General features: G+C 34.3%; 16 protein-coding genes and 3 tRNA genes. 13 read left to right on the forward strand and 6 right to left on the reverse strand.

All coding sequences use genetic code 11. From position 1 onward, the window contains the following. Positions 1-11: 11 nt before the first annotated feature. Positions 12-1,280 (forward strand): tetratricopeptide repeat protein, encoded by a 1,269-nt coding sequence (locus QLS97_RS09365; RefSeq protein ID WP_282716188.1) that lies wholly within the window; start codon positions 12-14, stop codon positions 1,278-1,280. A gap of 52 nt (positions 1,281-1,332) precedes the next feature. On the opposite strand, the gene QLS97_RS09370 is transcribed toward QLS97_RS09365, so the two are convergent. Together QLS97_RS09370 and QLS97_RS09375 are read right to left on the reverse strand one after the other, a co-directional pair. Then, entirely contained in the window at positions 1,333-2,094 is a 762-nt protein-coding gene (locus QLS97_RS09370) for a C40 family peptidase (protein ID WP_282716190.1), read from the reverse strand. Positions 2,095-2,166: 72 nt separating this feature from the next. After that, positions 2,167-3,345 (reverse strand): acetyl-CoA C-acyltransferase, encoded by a 1,179-nt coding sequence (locus QLS97_RS09375; RefSeq protein WP_282716192.1) that lies wholly within the window; start codon positions 3,343-3,345, stop codon positions 2,167-2,169. Positions 3,346-3,575: 230 nt separating this feature from the next. Here QLS97_RS09375 and QLS97_RS09380 point away from each other — a divergent pair. From QLS97_RS09380 to QLS97_RS09410, 7 genes are all read left to right on the forward strand, one after another. Next, positions 3,576-3,659: transfer RNA gene (locus QLS97_RS09380), tRNA-Ser, on the forward strand. 18 nt (positions 3,660-3,677) lie between these two features. Then, positions 3,678-3,752: transfer RNA gene (locus tag QLS97_RS09385), tRNA-Pro, on the forward strand. Positions 3,753-3,819: 67 nt separating this feature from the next. Then, positions 3,820-3,893, forward strand: a tRNA-Arg gene (locus tag QLS97_RS09390). 129 nt (positions 3,894-4,022) lie between these two features. Further along, positions 4,023-4,373 (forward strand): hypothetical protein, encoded by a 351-nt coding sequence (locus QLS97_RS09395; protein WP_282716194.1) that lies wholly within the window; start codon positions 4,023-4,025, stop codon positions 4,371-4,373. Beyond that, complete coding sequence (locus QLS97_RS09400) at positions 4,370-4,603, forward strand: hypothetical protein (RefSeq protein ID WP_282716196.1); 234 nt, start codon at positions 4,370-4,372, stop codon at positions 4,601-4,603. The genes QLS97_RS09395 and QLS97_RS09400 overlap by 4 nt, the downstream gene beginning before the upstream one ends. Positions 4,604-4,606: 3 nt before the next feature. Beyond that, entirely contained in the window at positions 4,607-4,747 is a 141-nt protein-coding gene (locus QLS97_RS09405; RefSeq protein ID WP_282716198.1) for a hypothetical protein, read from the forward strand. 44 nt (positions 4,748-4,791) lie between these two features. Next, positions 4,792-5,166: a hypothetical protein gene (locus QLS97_RS09410; RefSeq protein ID WP_282716199.1), complete on the forward strand. Its 375-nt coding sequence runs from the start codon at positions 4,792-4,794 to the stop codon at positions 5,164-5,166. Positions 5,167-5,503: 337 nt separating this feature from the next. Here the strand turns inward: QLS97_RS09410 and QLS97_RS09415 are convergent, their stop codons facing one another. From QLS97_RS09415 to QLS97_RS09430, 4 genes are all read right to left on the reverse strand, one after another. Then, positions 5,504-6,685: an aldose epimerase family protein gene (locus tag QLS97_RS09415; protein ID WP_282716200.1), complete on the reverse strand. Its 1,182-nt coding sequence runs from the start codon at positions 6,683-6,685 to the stop codon at positions 5,504-5,506. 111 nt (positions 6,686-6,796) lie between these two features. Next, the gene (gene araA, locus QLS97_RS09420; protein ID WP_282716201.1) at positions 6,797-8,305 is read right to left on the reverse strand and encodes an L-arabinose isomerase; all 1,509 of its coding nucleotides are present in this window, start codon (positions 8,303-8,305) and stop codon (positions 6,797-6,799) included. A 94-nt stretch (positions 8,306-8,399) separates the two neighbouring features. After that, positions 8,400-9,101 (reverse strand): L-ribulose-5-phosphate 4-epimerase, encoded by a 702-nt coding sequence (locus QLS97_RS09425; RefSeq protein ID WP_282716203.1) that lies wholly within the window; start codon positions 9,099-9,101, stop codon positions 8,400-8,402. Then, positions 9,085-10,776 (reverse strand): ribulokinase, encoded by a 1,692-nt coding sequence (locus QLS97_RS09430; protein ID WP_282716206.1) that lies wholly within the window; start codon positions 10,774-10,776, stop codon positions 9,085-9,087. The genes QLS97_RS09425 and QLS97_RS09430 overlap by 17 nt, the downstream gene beginning before the upstream one ends. A 620-nt stretch (positions 10,777-11,396) precedes the next feature. On the opposite strand from QLS97_RS09430, the gene QLS97_RS09435 reads away from it, so the two are divergent. From QLS97_RS09435 to rhaT, 5 genes are all read left to right on the forward strand, one after another. Further along, complete coding sequence (locus QLS97_RS09435) at positions 11,397-12,086, forward strand: NUDIX hydrolase (protein WP_282716209.1); 690 nt, start codon at positions 11,397-11,399, stop codon at positions 12,084-12,086. Positions 12,087-12,454: 368 nt separating this feature from the next. After that, positions 12,455-14,140, forward strand: coding sequence for a sodium/sugar symporter (locus tag QLS97_RS09440; protein WP_282716211.1), 1,686 nt, complete (start codon positions 12,455-12,457; stop codon positions 14,138-14,140). Positions 14,141-14,280: 140 nt separating this feature from the next. Next, positions 14,281-14,985, forward strand: coding sequence for an NUDIX hydrolase (locus tag QLS97_RS09445; protein ID WP_282716213.1), 705 nt, complete (start codon positions 14,281-14,283; stop codon positions 14,983-14,985). Between the two features lie 167 nt (positions 14,986-15,152). Continuing rightward, complete coding sequence (locus tag QLS97_RS09450) at positions 15,153-16,184, forward strand: GntR family transcriptional regulator (RefSeq protein WP_282716215.1); 1,032 nt, start codon at positions 15,153-15,155, stop codon at positions 16,182-16,184. A 620-nt stretch (positions 16,185-16,804) separates the two neighbouring features. Next, entirely contained in the window at positions 16,805-17,857 is a 1,053-nt protein-coding gene (gene rhaT / locus QLS97_RS09455; protein WP_282716216.1) for an L-rhamnose/proton symporter RhaT, read from the forward strand. The last annotated feature ends 14 nt before the right edge of the window (positions 17,858-17,871 follow it).

The raw sequence follows: 17,871 nt of genomic DNA on the forward strand, positions 1-17,871 counted from the left end.
AATAGAATATTATGAAAAGTAAATATGTATTACTAGCATCAGCATTATTGATATCAGTAGCTACTTTTGCTCAAAAAGATCAAATTAAAGCCGCTGAAAAAGCGCTAAAAGCTGGTAAGTCTCAAGAAGCCGTAACCATTTTGATGGAAGCGGAATCTTTAATAGCGAATGCTCCAGATGCTGAAAAAGCACAGTTTTTCTTTGTAAAAGGAAATTCTTTATTGGATTTAGCTAACAAGAATGTTGATACTAATACAAATCTTTCGCTTGCTGCAAAAGCATATCAAGATTTGATTGCTGCTGAGAAAGCTTCTGGGAAAGTAAAATTTTCAACTCAAGCTGCAACTTCAATTACTGACATTAAATTCAAATTGATTAACGGTGCAATTGCTGATTCAAAAGTAGATAAGCATGCTGATAGTGCTAAAAAATTATATGATGCTTATTTGTTAGATAGAAAAGACACTATCAATTTATACTACGCAGCTTCTACTTATGTAAATGCTAAAGATTATGATGCGGCGCTTAAGTTGTATGATGATTTGAAAAACTTAAACTATTCTGGAAAAGGAACTAGCTATTTTGCAGTTAATAAATTAACTAGTCAAGAAGACTTTTTTACGACACTTCAAGAAAGAGACAGAATGGTGAAGTTAGGAACACATGAAAAGCCAAGAACTGAAGTTATTCCTTCTAAAAGAGGTGAGATTTATAAAAATATGGCTTTGATTTTAGTTGAAAAAGGTAAAACTGAAGAAGCTAAAAAAGCAATTTCAGAAGCAAGAATAGCAAACCCGGAAGATACTTCGTTGACTTTAACGGAAGCTAATCTTTATTTGGAAACAAAAGATTTCGATATGTATAAAAAATTAATAGCTGAAGTATTGGAAAAAAATCCAAATGACGCTGATTTGATTTTTAACTTGGGAGTGTTAAGTGCAAATGCTAAGAATGTTGCAGATGCTGAAAAATATTACAAAAGAGTTATAGAAATTAACCCAAAATATATTAATGGGTATATTAATTTAGCTGCATTGAAATTAGAAAATGAGAAAGCAATCATTGATGAAATGAACAAGCTTGGAACATCTACTAAGGATATGAAGCGTTATGATGAATTGAAAAAGAAAAGAGAAGAGCTTTTTAAAGCAACAATTCCTTATCTTGAAAAAGCGGTTGAACTAGACCCTAAAAATGTGGATGTTTCTAAGACTCTTTTAGGAGTTTACAGCGCATTAGAAATGACTGCTGAATACAAAGCATTGAAAGCAAAGATGTAATGCGAATTACTTAAATAAAAAACCCTGTCTAAGTTTTAGACAGGGTTTTTTTTTATACTATTTTTTTGATAACTCTTAATTTGTGAGTATGCTTGTTTGTCTCAGCATTAAATATTCCTAAATGATCAATGCGGTCAATTCGTACTTTTCCACTGGCATGAATGATGTAATTATCAGCCATTATAATTCCTACATGAATGATGTTACCTTCGTCATTGTCAAAAAAGGCTAAGTCTCCAGGTTCGCTTTCTTCAATAAAACTTAAAGCTTCTCCTTGTGTTGATTGTTGAGAGGCGTCCCGTAATAATTTGTAGCCATTGAGTTTGTATACCATTTGAGTAAATCCGGAACAATCAATACCAAAAGGAGTTTTTCCTCCCCAAAGATAAGGAGCGTTCAAATACATAAAGGCAGTATTTATTAAGCTTTCTTTGCTTTTCTCTCCACTGGTTTTTGTTCCTTCAAAATCAAAATTCGAAATATTTATCTCATTATGATGTATAAAAGATACCGAAGAGCCAAGTGGGATAGGTATTAATACATTATTTGGTGCAGTAATATATTCTATTAAGTCAGCATTTAAAATGATAGCTTCAGAAGATAGTTGCTTAAAACTGGCTTCGGAAATAAGTTGTAATTGTTTAGAATCTATCCAACCTTCGTAATCATCATATTGCATTCTGATTTTGGACCATTGTTTCAATTGTTCTAAAATTTCAAAATGTTCACCAAATAAAACTTGAGAAACGATTTCACTTCTGTCACTGGGTTCAAAGCGAAGTGGGATTATGGCTAGATTACAAATTCCGAACATTTAGGTTCTTTTATGAGTTAAGAATTAAGAGTTACAGGTTTTTCAAGCCTATAACTCTTAACATATAATTATTTAAGCTCTTTCAATTACAATTGCTGAAGCACCGCCACCGCCATTGCAAATTGCAGCAGCACCAATTTTAGCATTGTTTTGTTCTAAAACATTTAATAATGTAACAATGATTCTAACCCCTGAACAACCAAGAGGATGTCCTAAAGATACAGCACCACCATTTACATTTACTTTGTTATCTTTTAATCCAAGAATTTTCGAATTGGCTAAACCGACTACGGCAAATGCTTCATTGAATTCAAAATAATCTACATCATTGATTGTTATTCCAGCTTTTTTCAATGCTTTAGGGATTGCTTTTGCTGGACTAGTAGTAAACCATTTAGGTTCTTGGGCTGCATCGGCATATCCGTTGATGTAAGCTAAAGGTTTTAGTCCTAAAGCGATTGCTTTTTCCTCACTCATTAATATTACTGCCGCTGCACCGTCGTTTATTGTTGACGCATTGGCTGCAGTTACAGTTCCATCTTTTGTAAAAACAGCATTTAATGATGGTATTTTATCTAATTTCACATTCGTGAATTCTTCATCTCTAGAAACAATGATAGGATCTCCTTTTCTTTGCGGAACAGGAACAGGAACAACTTCATTGTCAAATTTTCCAGAATCCCATGCTTTTGCACTGCGCTCATACGATTGAATTGCGAAGTTATCTTGATCTTCACGGGAGAAATTATATTCTGTAGCACATAAGTCAGCACACACTCCCATAGCGCTGTTATCGTAAGCATCAGTAAGCCCGTCTTTCTGCATTCCGTCAATCATGGTTGCAGGGCCAAATTTAGTTCCATTTCTTAAATTCATGTAGTGTGGAATCAAACTCATGTTTTCCATTCCTCCGGCAACTACAATTTCGGCATCACCGCACTGAATAGCTTGCGCGCCTAACATAACCGCTTTCATTCCTGAAGCGCATACTTTATTTATTGTGGTGCAGGCAACTGAATTTGGTAAACCGGCAAATAGTGCAGCTTGTCTGGCAGGAGCTTGTCCTACACCGGCTTGAACTACATTGCCCATGAATACTTCATCAATTAAATTTGGATCTAACTTTATTTTATCTAAAGCACCTTTAATAGCGATTGCTCCTAATTTCGGAGCAGTAACTGTAGATAATCCCCCCATAAAACTTCCGATAGGTGTCCTAACGGCAGAAACGATAACAACTCTTTTGTTCATGACTTTTTATAATGTTGGTTTATGTAGCAAATTTAATCTTTTTTAAACAATTTCAAATTTTGATTTTGGCATTATCTTTTTTTAAATTTATTTCTATTCTATATATTTGATTGTGAAGTGTTTTTGTAAAAATGATAAAAAATATTAAAAAAAAGGTCCTAAATAGTTGTGAGAAACGTAAAGATGTCTTAAATTTGCAACCGCAAAACAGGACACGTTTCTTTGAGCTTGGAGGGGTGCCAGAGTGGTAATGGAGCAGTTTGCTAAACTGTCATCGAGTAATCGGTGCCAGGGTTCGAGTCCCTGTCCCTCCGCTTTATAATTTTGCTTTTCGGGGTGTAGCGTAGCTCGGTTATCGCGCCTGCTTTGGGAGCAGGAGGCCGCAGGTTCGAATCCTGCCACCCCGACTAATTTTTACTCTGTTTATTACTACAGAGCACCTGCTTTCTAAGCAGACTCAAAATAATGATAAATGGAGGCATAGCTCAGCTGGATAGAGCACCTGCCTTCTAAGCAGGCGGTCGAAGGTTCGAATCCTTCTGCCTTCACAACAAAACCCACTGTATTCAGTGGTTTTTTTGCGTTCAATGATTTTTGTATTTCTTAATTTCCTACATTTACAACAACAAAACGCAACATTTTAATACATTTTCACGAACAAATCACAAACATGAAAATTGAGCTTATCACTTCCCGTAAAGAATCTCCTGAAGGGTTTTCTTATGGTGGTGGAAATTGCGCACCAAAATAAACGTAAATCCAAAACGATTGCTTTTTGTGCGGCTAATCATTTTATCCGGGGAGAAAAAATGATTTCAAGTAAGCATCCGGATTATGATGTTTTAGATCCTATTATTATGGAGTTGAAAATTCGTGCGCGCAAATTGATTTTGAGTGGTGTAACTTATGTTGAAAAAACATATCAGGATATGTTCGCAATGGATTTTTCGCAAATTGGATTTTTAGATTATGCTAACAAATTGATTGTTGAGATGAAAAGCGTTGCTGAAAATGTGGAAAACCTATGACTTTAATATCTCACAGATTTAAACCGCCTAAAAAAACCGAAAACAAGAAATGGGAAACCGTCAAATTTCTAATTGAACAGGGTTTTTACTATCAACATATTTATGAAAATGTTGAAGTTAAAAAAAGTGGAATCATAGTTTATGAAAATTATGTACAATATCCTGAAAACATAAAAGAAGCAAAAGAGTTTGTCGAAAAGTATAAAGAACAAGCTCAAAAAGTTGAATAGAAAATGATTGCTTTAAAAAAAGCCGAACGCATAACAGCTACTACAACGGATTTGGGCAATTGGCTTAATGGGAAGTTGGTTTTGTATTTGGCAGATTTGGCAAATCCGAATAATGGACTTAATTTAATCCCAAACCCGCTGTAGTACCGAACGTTAGCAAATATTGACTAAAACCTAAACAGAAAAATATGAGAACACTATATATTTTTATATTAATAATGATTTCGAGTTTTGCCAAATCACAAACTTTAACTTGTGTCGATTTTAAAATTGGTACATTTAAGATAGAATGTATTAACTATAAACTTCCAATTACAACTCTGACTAGAACGGAAAAAAATCAAAAAGAATCTACTGATGGTTTAAACGAGTTGGAAGGAACAGTCGAATGGAAATCGGAATGCAATTATGAATTAATATATTTAAAAGCTTCACCAGAAATGAATGGAAAAAAAGTTAGCGTTGAAATAATCAAAATAGAAGGACTAAAAGCTATTTGTAGTTCTACTTTTGAAGGTATGCCTGGAGTCGTGCTAGATTTTGAAATGGTGAAGCTAAAATAGCAACCTCTGTTAACAGCTACTACAACTGATTTGGGCATTGGGCTTAATGGAAAGATGGTTTTGTATTTGAGATGAATTGTCAAATCCTCTAGCTACCGATAGTGTATCGCTCGTGAACACTCTCAAAAGTAAATAACTATAAATTCTATTAGACTGCGCTCGCAATTAAGAAAGTTATCTAACACAACACTAAAACAGCAGTATTAAATTGCCTGATGCCATAAAAAAAACCCGAAAGTTTTACTTTCGGGGTTACTAACTAGTTCCATATTTAAACCAAACCATTCAACTTATTTATGGGAATAGAAACTAATCTATTAAATTAGTTAGTGTATTGTTATTTAACAGAGAATTTAAAGCTTGTTTTTGTTTTATAATTCTCACCTGGATTCAAAACCGTAGTTGGAAAATCTTTTTGATTTGGAGAATCTGGATAGTGTTGTGTTTCTAAACAAAAACCAGTTCTGCGAGTATACGTTCCGCCATTTCTCATGGGTAAAGTACCGTCTAAGAAGTTTCCGGAATAAAACTGTATTCCCGGTTGGTCCGTGTACACTTCCAATAATCTTCCGCTTCCTGCATCATAAGCCGAGGCCGCAAAGCGCTCTCCTTTGTCTTGATTGTTAAGAACCCAGCAATGGTCGTAACCCAATCCGTTTTTCAATTGTTCGTCTTTGGCTTCGATTTGTGCACCCACTTTTTTCGCTTTTCTGAAATCGAAAGGTGTATTGGTTACATCTGTCAATTTTCCTGTTGGAATAAGTGTTGCTGCAACTGGAACTAATTTATCTGCATCGATTGTGATTTCATGATCTAAAATTGGTTTAGAAAAATCAGAAGACAAGTTGAAATACGAATGTTGTGTTAAGTTCACCACCGTTTTCTTATCGGTTGTTGCTTCATAAACCACGTCCAATGAGTTGTCATTGTTCAACGTGTAGGTTACAAAAACAGTTAGGTTTCCAGGATATCCTTCTTCCATGTCTTTACTCACATACTTCAATTTTAGCGAAGCATTGTCTCCGGATTTTGCTTCTTCGGCAGTCCAAACCACTCTGTGAAAACCTTCCGGTCCTCCGTGTAAAGCATTAGGATCGTTGTTGATGGCCAAAGCATATTCTTTTCCGTCCAAAGTAAATTTTCCCTTTGCAATTCGGTTTCCGTATCTTCCGATAAGGGCTCCAAAATACGGATTTGGTTTCATGTATTGTTCCAATGAATTAAAACCAAGCACTACTTCTTCTGATTTTCCGGCTTTGTTAGGCACTTTCAAAGAAGAGATAATTCCACCATAAGTGATAATATCCACTTCCATTCCTTTTTGGTTCTTCAGTTTGTAACTGTCTATTTTTTCGCCTTTTGGAGTCGTTCCATAAGCTGATTTTTCGATAGTCACCACATCAGTAGCTTTTGCTTCTGTAACAGTTTCTTCCACTTTTTTATCGCTTTTGCATTGAATATTCATACTGGCCAAACTTACTATGGAAATTCCATAAATGCAACGTTTTAATACATTCATAATGATTCGTTTTTTAGTTTTTTAAAAGTCTCAAAGTCGAAAGTTTAAAAATTAACTAAAACTTCAATCCTATACATTAGGACATTAAGACTTTATGACATTAGACTTAAATTATAGACCGTGCTGAAACAAATGGTAATACGCTTCATTAGCATTAATTTTATCCTTAAAGTCCCTAACGGTTGTTTTCTCATCGATAACAAGCAATTCTATACCCGCAATATCGGCAAAATCTTCCATATATTCAGTTGTCAAAACCTGGCTGTATACCGTATGATGTGCTCCACCTGCTAAAATCCATGTTGTTGCAGCAATATCAAGGTCTGGTTTACAGTCCCACAAGACGCGAGCAACAGGAAGTTTAGGCAAATCGGCCATAGGTGCAACTGCTTCTACTTCGTTTACAATCAAACGGAAACGGTTACCCATATCAATCAATGAAGCATTGATAGCATTTCCAGCAGCTACATTAAATACCAAACGAACCGGATCTTCTTTTCCTCCAATGCCTAATGGGTGAACTTCACAAGAAGGCTTTGCATCGGCAATAGAAGAACAAATTTCTAGCATATGAGACCCTAAAACATACGATTTTTGAGGCGTGAAATGATACGTATAATCTTCCATGAAAGAAGTTCCTCCTTCAAGACCTACATTCATTACTTTCATCGCACGGAGTAAAGCGGCAGTTTTCCAGTCGCCTTCTCCACCAAAACCGTATCCATCAGCCATAAGACGTTGCACAGCAATTCCCGGAAGTTGTTTTAATGAACCCAGATTTTCGAAAGTATCGGTGAAAGCACCAAAACCTCCTTCTACAAGAAATGCTCTTAATCCTATTTCTATTCGGGCAGCTTCTAGCAATGAATCTCTTTTTTCTCCTCCTTTTTGAAGGGCTGGAGCCAAAGTATAAGACGCTTCATACACTTCGACTAATGCATTCGTATCAGCATCAGAAACTTTGTCAATGTGTTTGGTAATATCTGAAGAGTCGAAACCATTTACCGAAAAACCAAAACGGATTTGGGCTTCGACTTTATCTCCTTCAGTTACTGCAACTTCACGCATGTTGTCTCCAAATCTTGCCACTTTTAAGTTTTGGAATTCATCCCAACCTAAAACGACTCTGGACCAAATGCCTAATTTCTTTTGAACGCGTTCGTCTTCCCAATGTCCTACAACCACTTTACGTTTTTTACGCATTCTGGACATGATAAAACCAAACTCTCTGTCTCCGTGAGCCGATTGGTTTAAATTCATAAAATCCATATCCATAGAAGCCCATGGAATTTCAGCGTTGAACTGGGTATGTAAATGGCACAATGGTTTTTTAAGAATGTTTAATCCGCCAATCCACATTTTAGCAGGCGAAAAAGTATGCATCCAAGCAATAATACCAATACAGTTTTTGTTCGAATTGGCTTCTAAACATACATTAGTAATTTGTGCGGGTGATTTTACCACATCTTTATATACAATTTTCACTGGTATATGAGACGAAGCGTGTAACCCTTTTGCAATGTGTTGCGAATGCTCTGCTACTTTTCTTAGCGTTTCTTCGCCATATAATTCTTGGCTGCCTACTACAAACCAAACTTCTTTTTGAGATATATCTATCATTATATTTTGTTTAATATTTTCTTTTTTTTGACTTTTAGCTTATGGTTTGAGGTTGCAACAACAACCTGAAACTTTAAACCTGAAACAAGTTTTTTTACTGTCCGTAATACGAATCTTTTCCGTGTTTGCGTTCGTAATGTTTCTTTATTAAGGAATCTTTTAATCTTGGTGCATTTGGGTTTATTTGCAAAGTCAAGTGTGCCATTTCGGCTATAACCTCTAAAACTTTACTATTGTAAACTGCTTTTGCAGCATTTTTTCCCCAAGCAAAAGGACCGTGATTTCCAATGAGAATCATCTCTACTTCCTCGTACGAAAGGTTTTTTTCTTTGAAACAATCCAAAATCTGAATTCCGGTATTGTGTTCGTAATTGCCTTCGATAAGTGCGTCCGCCATTGGCGCTGCACAAGGAATATCAGTGGTTAAATGGTCGGCGTGAGTCGTTCCAAAAATTGGAATATCTCTTTGTGATTGTGCCCAAGCTACAGAATACGTGGCGTGAGTGTGTGCTACACCGCCAATGTTTGGCCAATTTTTATATAAATAAGCATGTGTTTTTGTATCCGATGAGGGACGCATGCTCCCTTCAATGATGTTATTGTCAAAATCTACAATAACAATGTCTTCTGGTTTCAAATCTTCGTAAGGAACACCGCTGGGTTTTATGGCAAAAACGCCATTTTTTCTATCTACGGCACTTACATTCCCAAAAGTATACACTACTAAATTCAATGCATTCAATTGCATGTTTGCGTCGTAACATTCTTGTTTTAAATCACTATACATACTGCTCATGGTGTAGTTTTTTAATAGATGGATCTGCAAAAGAACTTAGTTGGTCGTACGCTAAAAGCAATTTGTTATAGGCGGCAACTTTGTCTAATTGTGGGAAATATTCACCGTCAAAATCACTTCCCATTTTTTGGCTTGCTTCAATTACATTCGGATAAATTCCTGCTGCAACTGCTGCATAAATCGCTGCGCCTAAAGCTGGTGTTTGGTCTGATGCCGCAATTTTAATTGGTTTATTCAACACATTTGCCAAGGTTTGCATGATGTAAGGCGATTTTCTCGCTACACCGCCAATTCCGATAACGCTGTTTATTTTTACCCCTTCTTCTTCAAAACGGTCAACTATTTTTTTAGAACCAAAACAGATGGCGTTTACTAAAGATTTGAATAAATGTGGTGCTTTTGTCCCTAAAGATAAATTAGAAATAGCGCTTTTGATTTCCTGATTGGCATCTGGAGTTCTTCTTCCATTAATCCAATCTAAAGCGATTGGTACACTTTCGGATAAAGGAATCTTTTCTGCTTCGGTGGTCAATTGAACTATTAAATTGTCACTCATTTCAGCTCTTAATTGCTCTTTTTGAACATCGGTCAAAAGGGTAGAAGTAGCCAATAAATGTTCTGTTGGCCAAAGTAATAATTCTTTGTACCAAGCCAATAAATCTCCAAAAGCAGATTGTCCCGCTTCAAGACCTATAAATCCTGGTATTACGGAACCATCAACTTGTCCGCAGATGCCACGAACGGTTTTTGTCCCGATTGACTCTTTCGAATCTACAATAATATCACAGGTTGAGGTTCCCATCACGCGAACCAAAGTATTCTCTTCAATTTTTGCTCCTACTGCTCCAGAATGTGCGTCGAAAGTTCCAACAGCAATTAAAGTATCCGTTGTAAGACCTAATCGTGTTGCCCATTCTTGGCTTAAGTTTCCGGCTACCAAATCAGAAGTATAGGTTTCATCATATAATCTTCCGCGAAGTGTTGCAAGATATGGATGCAATTGACCTAAGAATTCTTCAGGCGGTAAACCGTTCCAGTCTTCATGCCACATGGCTTTATGACCTGCTGCACAACGACTCCTTTTGAAGGATTTTAAATCTTTATTGTCAATCAATAAATACGTCATCAAATCGCAATGTTCCATCCAAGTATAGGCTGCGTCTTTTACTGCTGCATCTACTCTTGCAATGTGTAAAATTTTTGCCCAAAACCATTCTGATGAATAAATTCCGCCTACATATTTGGTGAAATTTTCTCCACCCCAATTTTCGGCAAGTTCATTGATTTCGTTTGCTTCATGGATTGAAGTATGATCTTTCCACAACACCATCATCGCATTCGGATTGTGTTCAAAACCTTCAGTTAGAGCCAAAGGAATTCCATCTTTAGTAACGGGTACTGGTGATGAACCGGTGGTGTCAATGCAAATGCTTCGTATTAGAGAAGGGTCTACATTACTATTTTGAACAACATATTTTATGGTCGTTTCTAATCCTTCGATATGATCTAAAGGATGCTGACGAAACTGATTTATGGATGCATTACAATATTCTTTGGTTGCCCATCGCTTGTATTGACAAACATTTGATGCTAACTCTTGCCCATTTTCAGTGTCTATTAACATCGCTCGAACAGAATCTGTTCCGTAATCTAATCCTATAACATAATTTTTCATCCCAAAATCTTTTTAAAGAATTACAAATATAATATATTTATTTTATAAGTGTGTAAAAAACACTTAATTTAATTTGGTATTATAATTTTTATCAAAAACGCATAAAAACAGCGTTTTACGAGTAAAATAAAAAATAAACGTACGATATACATTTATTATATTGCGATTATTTCATTTTTATGATTGAAATAGTTGCATAACAGTAGGATAGGTTTGTTTTCCCAGTTAAGTTCCTTTGTCGGGTTCAATTTTTGAGAAAATTTTTTGTGAATAGAATCAAAATCAAGAGGGACATGCACAATCCAAAATTGAGTATATCCCTTAATTAACACTAATAAATAGTAATTAGAATTAGAATCTTTAGTTTTTAAGACATATTTTTTCGTACATCATCGGGTTTTTATGAGAATATATAAAGCTGGCTAAAACTTTTTTTTAATTTTAAAACAGTTACAGAATAAGTCTGAAGTCTCATTTTCGCTCTCTCCTTTCAATTTATATTCACTTTCTGTTCTGTTGATTTTCCTATTTTATTTTTCGAATAATTAAGTGTAGAATACACGTTAATAAAATTATGAAACCTATAAAGAAGTTTATATATTTACCCTAAAAAAAGTAGTATGTTAAATAGTTATAGTTCTGCTGATAAGGTTTTATTAGCAGTTGATTGTATCATCTTCGGATTTGACAATGAAGGGTTGAAAATACTTTTAATTAAGAGAGATTTCGAACCCGAAAAAGGGAAGTGGTCTTTAATAGGGGGATTTCTGAAAAAAGAGGAAGTACTAGATAGTGCAGCTATTAGAATATTAAATAGCTATACAGGGCTTCAGAATATTTATATGGAACAGCTACATGTCTACAGTGAAATAGATCGTGATCCTGTAGAAAGAACCATATCTGTTGCTTATTATGCTTTGATAAATATAGAAAGCCATAATAAAGAACTAATTCAAAATTATCATGCGCAATGGTTTAGTGTTACCCAAGCGCCTAAATTAATTTTTGACCATGACACTATGTTAGACCATGCAATTAAAAGATTGCGTTATCGAACCTCTATAAAACCTGTTGGATTTGAGCTTTTACCGGAAAAATTCACGATGCGCCAACTGCTGGAATTATATGAAGCCATTCTAAGTAAAGAGCTGGATAAAAGGAATTTTATAAGTAAGATAAATTCATTTGATATTCTGATAAAACTAGATGAAAAAGACATGATGTCCTCCAGAAAAGGGTCTTATTTGTATACTTTTGACAAAGAAAAATATGATGCAAAATTATTGAATGATTTTGTATTAAACTTATAGAAGATTTAGAAATTTAATTGTAAACCTTGTCTAGTCCTGAAAAAGTAATACAGGATTAATAAAAATAAAAGTACAATTTTAAACAGTAGTAGGCTTAAGTTTGCTACTGTTTTTTGTTTTATAGATTTTCATAATTAATTTGGCAATTGAAACTCTTTTTTTATATATCATTCATTTATATAGTTGTAAAAAAAAATAATATAATAAATTAATTGTCAATTTAACAAATAATAATATATTTGAAAAAAAATAAAGACTAACCAAGTAGATTAATCTTTATAATGATTGATACAATTAGAACCAGTTTATTTCGTAAATAACAGATCAATACGATCTCATTTTAATACTATTAACAAACCAAATTACACATGAACCAGAACCTTGCCTTCGCTGATTACGCAGTATTTATTATCTATTTTATAGCAGTAACAACTTATGGCTATACCGTTTATCGCAAACGCGAAAAAAACGAACACGATGCCAAAGCCTATTTTCTGGCAGAAGGAACACTGACATGGTGGGCTATTGGAGCCTCATTGATAGCTTCTAATATATCTGCTGAACAATTTATTGGAATGAGTGGGGAAGGATTCTTTTTAGGAATTGCAGTTGCTGCTTATGAGTGGGTAGCTGCTATTGCTCTGATTATCGTAGCCGTTTGGTTTATTCCTGTTTATTTAAAAAATAAGATATACACCATGCCTCAATTTTTAAAAACAAGATACAATGAATCAACTGCCTTAATCATGGCTGTTTTTTGGTTATTCTTATATGTATTTGTAAACCTGACTTCTATTTTATATTTAGGGGCTGTAGCGATAAATGGATTGGCTGGTGGAGAATATTTGCATGCTATTATGATAGGCCTTGCCGTTTTTGCCTTATTAATCTCTTTAGGGGGTATGAAAGTGGTTGCTTACACTGACGTAATTCAGGTAGCTGTTCTAATCATCGGTGGATTAGTTACTTCTTACATTGCTTTGACTACAGTTGGGGAGTATTTTGGTGTAGGATCAGATGCTATAGCAGGGTTTAAAGTATTGATGAGAGAAGCTCCGGAACATTTTAAGATGATTATTCCGGAACCAACAGCGACTTCTTCTCAAAATGACATTAATAAGTATCTTACTTTTCCAGGAATAATGTCATACGTGGCTGGTATTTGGATTATTAATTTGAATTATTGGGGTTGTAACCAATACATCACTCAAAGAGCATTGGGAGCGGATCTACAAACTGCCCGAACAGGAATTTTGTTTGCAGGAATTTTAAAATTATTAATGCCGCTAATTGTTATGCTGCCCGGTATTGCCGCCTATGTTTTGTATGAGAATGGACATTTGCCACAATTAGTAGGAGGTAAGGATGGGGCTTATTCTGCGGTATTAACTTTTCTTCCAACGGGTTTTAAAGGATTGTCTGTTGCGGCTTTGACTGCCGCTATTGTTGCGTCGTTAGCAGGTAAGGTAAATAGTATTTCTACTATTTACACCCTGGATATACATAAAAAATACATTCAAAAGGATGCTACCGATAGAGGACAGGTGAACATAGGAAGATACGCTGTTTTTGCAGCCATGCTGCTTGCTGTTTTATTTACTTGGAATGATGTACTTGGAATTGGTGGTGTGGGTGGTTTTACATACATTCAAAAGTATACGGGCTTTATTAGTCCCGGTGTATTTGCCATGTTTTTCCTTGGGATGTTCTGGAAAAGAACTACAGGAACTGCTGCAATAATAGGGGTAATCTCCGGTTTCTTATTATCAGTTTTATTTAATGAATTTGCACCTGCTTTATTTGGTAATGAAACATTGTTGTACACAGCTTACGCCAATGGAAAAGGTGGATTTGAAATTCCATTCCACATTTGTATGGGATTATCATTTATGTTTACTATGCTTCTTATGATTACTGTCAGTTTTGCAGGGCCAAAAGTGAATCCGAAAGCATTTGAATTAGATAGCGAAATGTTTAAAATAAAACCACAAACCACAGTATTAATTGTAATAACATTGCTGATTATTTTTGCTTTGTATGCTAAGTTTTGGTAAAATAATTTTTTAGATAACTTGTTTTTGGAACACTAAAAGAAACCAAATCAATGCCGTTTAGTTAAGAACAGTCAGTCATTTGTTAACTAAAAAAATTTACTAAAGGGCATTTGATTTTAAAATATATACCATTTAAAAGTATGCAGCATTATTCTCAACAAAAGCGATTTTTATTTGCAGTCGATTGTATCATTTTTGGTTACGATGGCCAGGAGTTAAAATTGTTGGTTATAAAAAGAAGTTTCGAACCTTTTAAAGGGAAGTGGAGTTTGGTAGGAGGATTTATCAACGATAATGAAAGTGCTGAAAGTGCAGCAGGACGGGTGCTTAACGATCTTACTGGCCTTGATGGGTTGTATATGGAGCAATTACATTGCTTTACAGATCCAAACAGGGATTCCGTTGAAAGAACGATCTCTATTGCTTATTTTGCTTTAATCGATATTCAAAAATACAACCAACAAATTGATGAGGATTATCATCCGGCATGGTTTTCCATCAATCAGTTGCCCGAATTAATTTTTGACCATACAGCAATTGTAGAAATGGCCAAAGAAAAACTACGGTACAAGGCCGCGCTACACCCATTATTGTTTGAATTATTACCGGATAAATTTACCATGCCGCAATTGCAAAGTCTTTATGAGGCCGTTTATAACATGGAATTTGATAAAGGAAATTTCAATCGAAAATTGCTATCAACTAAATTGCTAGATAAGCTGGAAGATAAAGACAAACTCAATTCAAAAAAAGGAGCCTTTTATTACACGGTAAATTTAAAAAAATACAGTGCAGGTTTTAAAACTTTTTTGAATTTTGTTCCCAGTCAGTATATTAATAAGTAGTGTTTTCTATAGCATTTTTAATTATGAAATATTCCTTATTTGGAATGTTTTTACAAAAGAAAGCTAGTAGTGGGCTTGATAAATGTCTTTAGTAAAAAAATAGTATAAATTTGTAATATTTATTACAAATTTACACTATTTGAATAATATCTAAATAATGAAATTTTATGAAAAATAACCCAAAAATTGATTGCCTCAGAATTGATGAACTTTCAGCTACTCCAAAGTATCAACAGTTAGTCAATGCAGTGGTGAATGCCATAAATCAAGGTATCCTTAAAAAAGGAGATGCTATGCCGTCTATCAATGAATTGAGTTTTCAATATGAAATATCAAGGGTTACGATTGAAAAAGGATATAATAAATTAAAAAAAATAGGTATTTTGGAAGCTTTTCAAGGAAAAGGCTACTTTATTGCCAGTACCGATGTTTCGCAGGATTTAAAAATATTTTTAATGTTCAATAAATTGAGCGCTCATAAGAAAATCATCTATGATGCTTTTGTGGAGACTTTAGGTGAAAAAGCAGCTATTGATTTTTATATTTATAATAATGATTATGGTTTGTTTAAAAAAATGTTAAACCAACAAAAAAGTGTTTATACAAATTATGTAATTATTCCCCATTTTACCGAAAAAACAGAAGGATATCAGATGTTGATCGAAGGGATACCTAAAGAAAAATTAATCATAGTAGGAAAAAAAATTGAAGGAGTTACGGGGAGTTATGGCGCCGTTTACGAAAACTTTGAAGAAGATATTTACAATGCACTTAGTAAAGCTTTAGAACCTTTGAGTAAATACCACACCTTAAAACTAATATTTCCTGAAAACAGTTATTTTCCTGAGGAGATCGTAAAAGGGTTTAAAAATTTTTGTTATAGTTATGCTTTTAACTATAAAATTGTGCACGACTTGGATCTTGAAGAAGTAAATGGAGGAGAAGTTTATATTAATTTGATGGAGGAAGATTTAGTTAAAATCCTAGATAAAATTATTAGCTTAAATTTAACAGTGGGGGAACAAGTTGGGGTTATCTCCTATAATGAAACACCTCTCAAAAAATTTATTATGAATGGGCTCACCACAATCTCAACTGATTTTGCGGCTATGGGAAAAACAGCTGCAGAACTGGTTTTGAACGCTTCAAAAGAACATATCGAAAATCCGTTCGAACTGGTTCTCAGAGGCTCTTTATAATACAATAATAATTTATCTGTTTTGGATACGATGACCTCGGCGGATCACTTGAATTGACGAAAAATTATCATAAAAACGAGTTACACTTTGGTATGCTACTGATAATTTGAATATAATCCAGCTAATTATAACCTGCTTAAATTCAGTAGTTAAAAAGTGAATAGAGTTTACTCGTATCTATAAATAGGCACATCTTTAACAATCTTTCCATTTTGTCTCAATACCAAACTTAATTAATAATCTTCAACTAATTAAGGGGATTAAATTTATATGATATAGATTATCATTATTATATTTTCAACTAATAAAATTGACGAAATTAAAAAAAACAGGGCTGTTATAAATGCAAAAAGCAAAACTGTCGATTCAGAAAAATATCATTTTGAAATAGAATTGCAGCATTTTTTTAATCCAAATTGAATCCGCTTTAAGATTATATTGTTTTTACAAAGTGTTGTAAGTCAATATTTTTTTGTGCTTTTCAAATAGTTTCCTATTTAAATAAATCATTAAAAAACAGGAAAAAGCATATTTTTATAAGGACTGTATAGGACTGTTTTGTTTTGTAAATTCTCTTATTTTACAAGACCAGAATCATTAATCTTAAATTATAATCTTAAATGGGTGCATTATTCGGAATTCTTTTTCACTCCATAGGAGGTTTCTCCTCAGGAAGTTTTTACATGCCTTTTAAAAAAGTAAAAGGTTGGGCTTGGGAGAGCTACTGGATTGTAGGAGGATTTTTCTCTTGGTTAATTGTTCCGCCAATTGCGGCTTATTTAACTATTCCTGGGTTTACTGAAATTATTAGTGCCGCAGTTCCAACGGTTAAAACGGTTACGTATTCTATGGGATTGATTTGGGGAATAGGAGGGCTTACTTATGGTCTTGGTGTTCGCTATTTGGGAATGTCTTTGGGGAATTCAATTGTATTAGGGTTTTGTTCGGCTTTTGGGGCATTAGTGCCTTCTATTTATTATAATTTTTATCCTGTTGAAGGTAAAGTCTCTTTTACCGATATGCTTTCCAATACAGGTGGACAACTCGTTTTATTAGGTGTTTTGGTTTGTCTTATCGGGATTGCCATGTCCGGAAAAGCAGGAATGCTTAAAGAAGCTGATTTTTCTAAAGATAGACCTGAAAATAGTGATAAAGAATTTAGTCTGGTCAAAGGACTTATAATTGCTGTCATTTCTGGAATACTTAGCTCGTTTTTTAATTTTGGAATAGAAGCAGGAAAACCAATGGCAGATGAAGCGGTAAGGCTAGGATCTAATCCTTTATTTCAAAATAATGTGACTTATATTGTGTTGCTTTGGGGAGGACTTACTACCAATTTTATTTGGTGTATGTACCTAAATTTTAAAAACAAAACTTTTGGAGATTACACTAACAGTCAAACTCCAATCGCTAAAAACACCTTATTTTCAGCAATTGCAGGTACGATGTGGTTTTTACAATTCTTTTTTTATGGAATGGGCGAAAGCAAATTAGGGAACGGAGCTAGCTCTTGGATTTTACACATGTCAACCATTATTTTAACGGCTAATTTTTGGGGATTTTATTTAAAAGAATGGTCTGGCGTTTCCCAAAGGACTTTTAGAACATTCCTTTGGGGTATTGGACTCATCTTGTCTTCAATCGTTCTGGTGGGAATTGGAAATTCTCTTTAACGCTATAGTTTTCA

The organism is Flavobacterium yafengii, from assembly GCF_030010375.1.
Classification (GTDB): Bacteria; Bacteroidota; Bacteroidia; order Flavobacteriales; family Flavobacteriaceae; genus Flavobacterium; species Flavobacterium yafengii.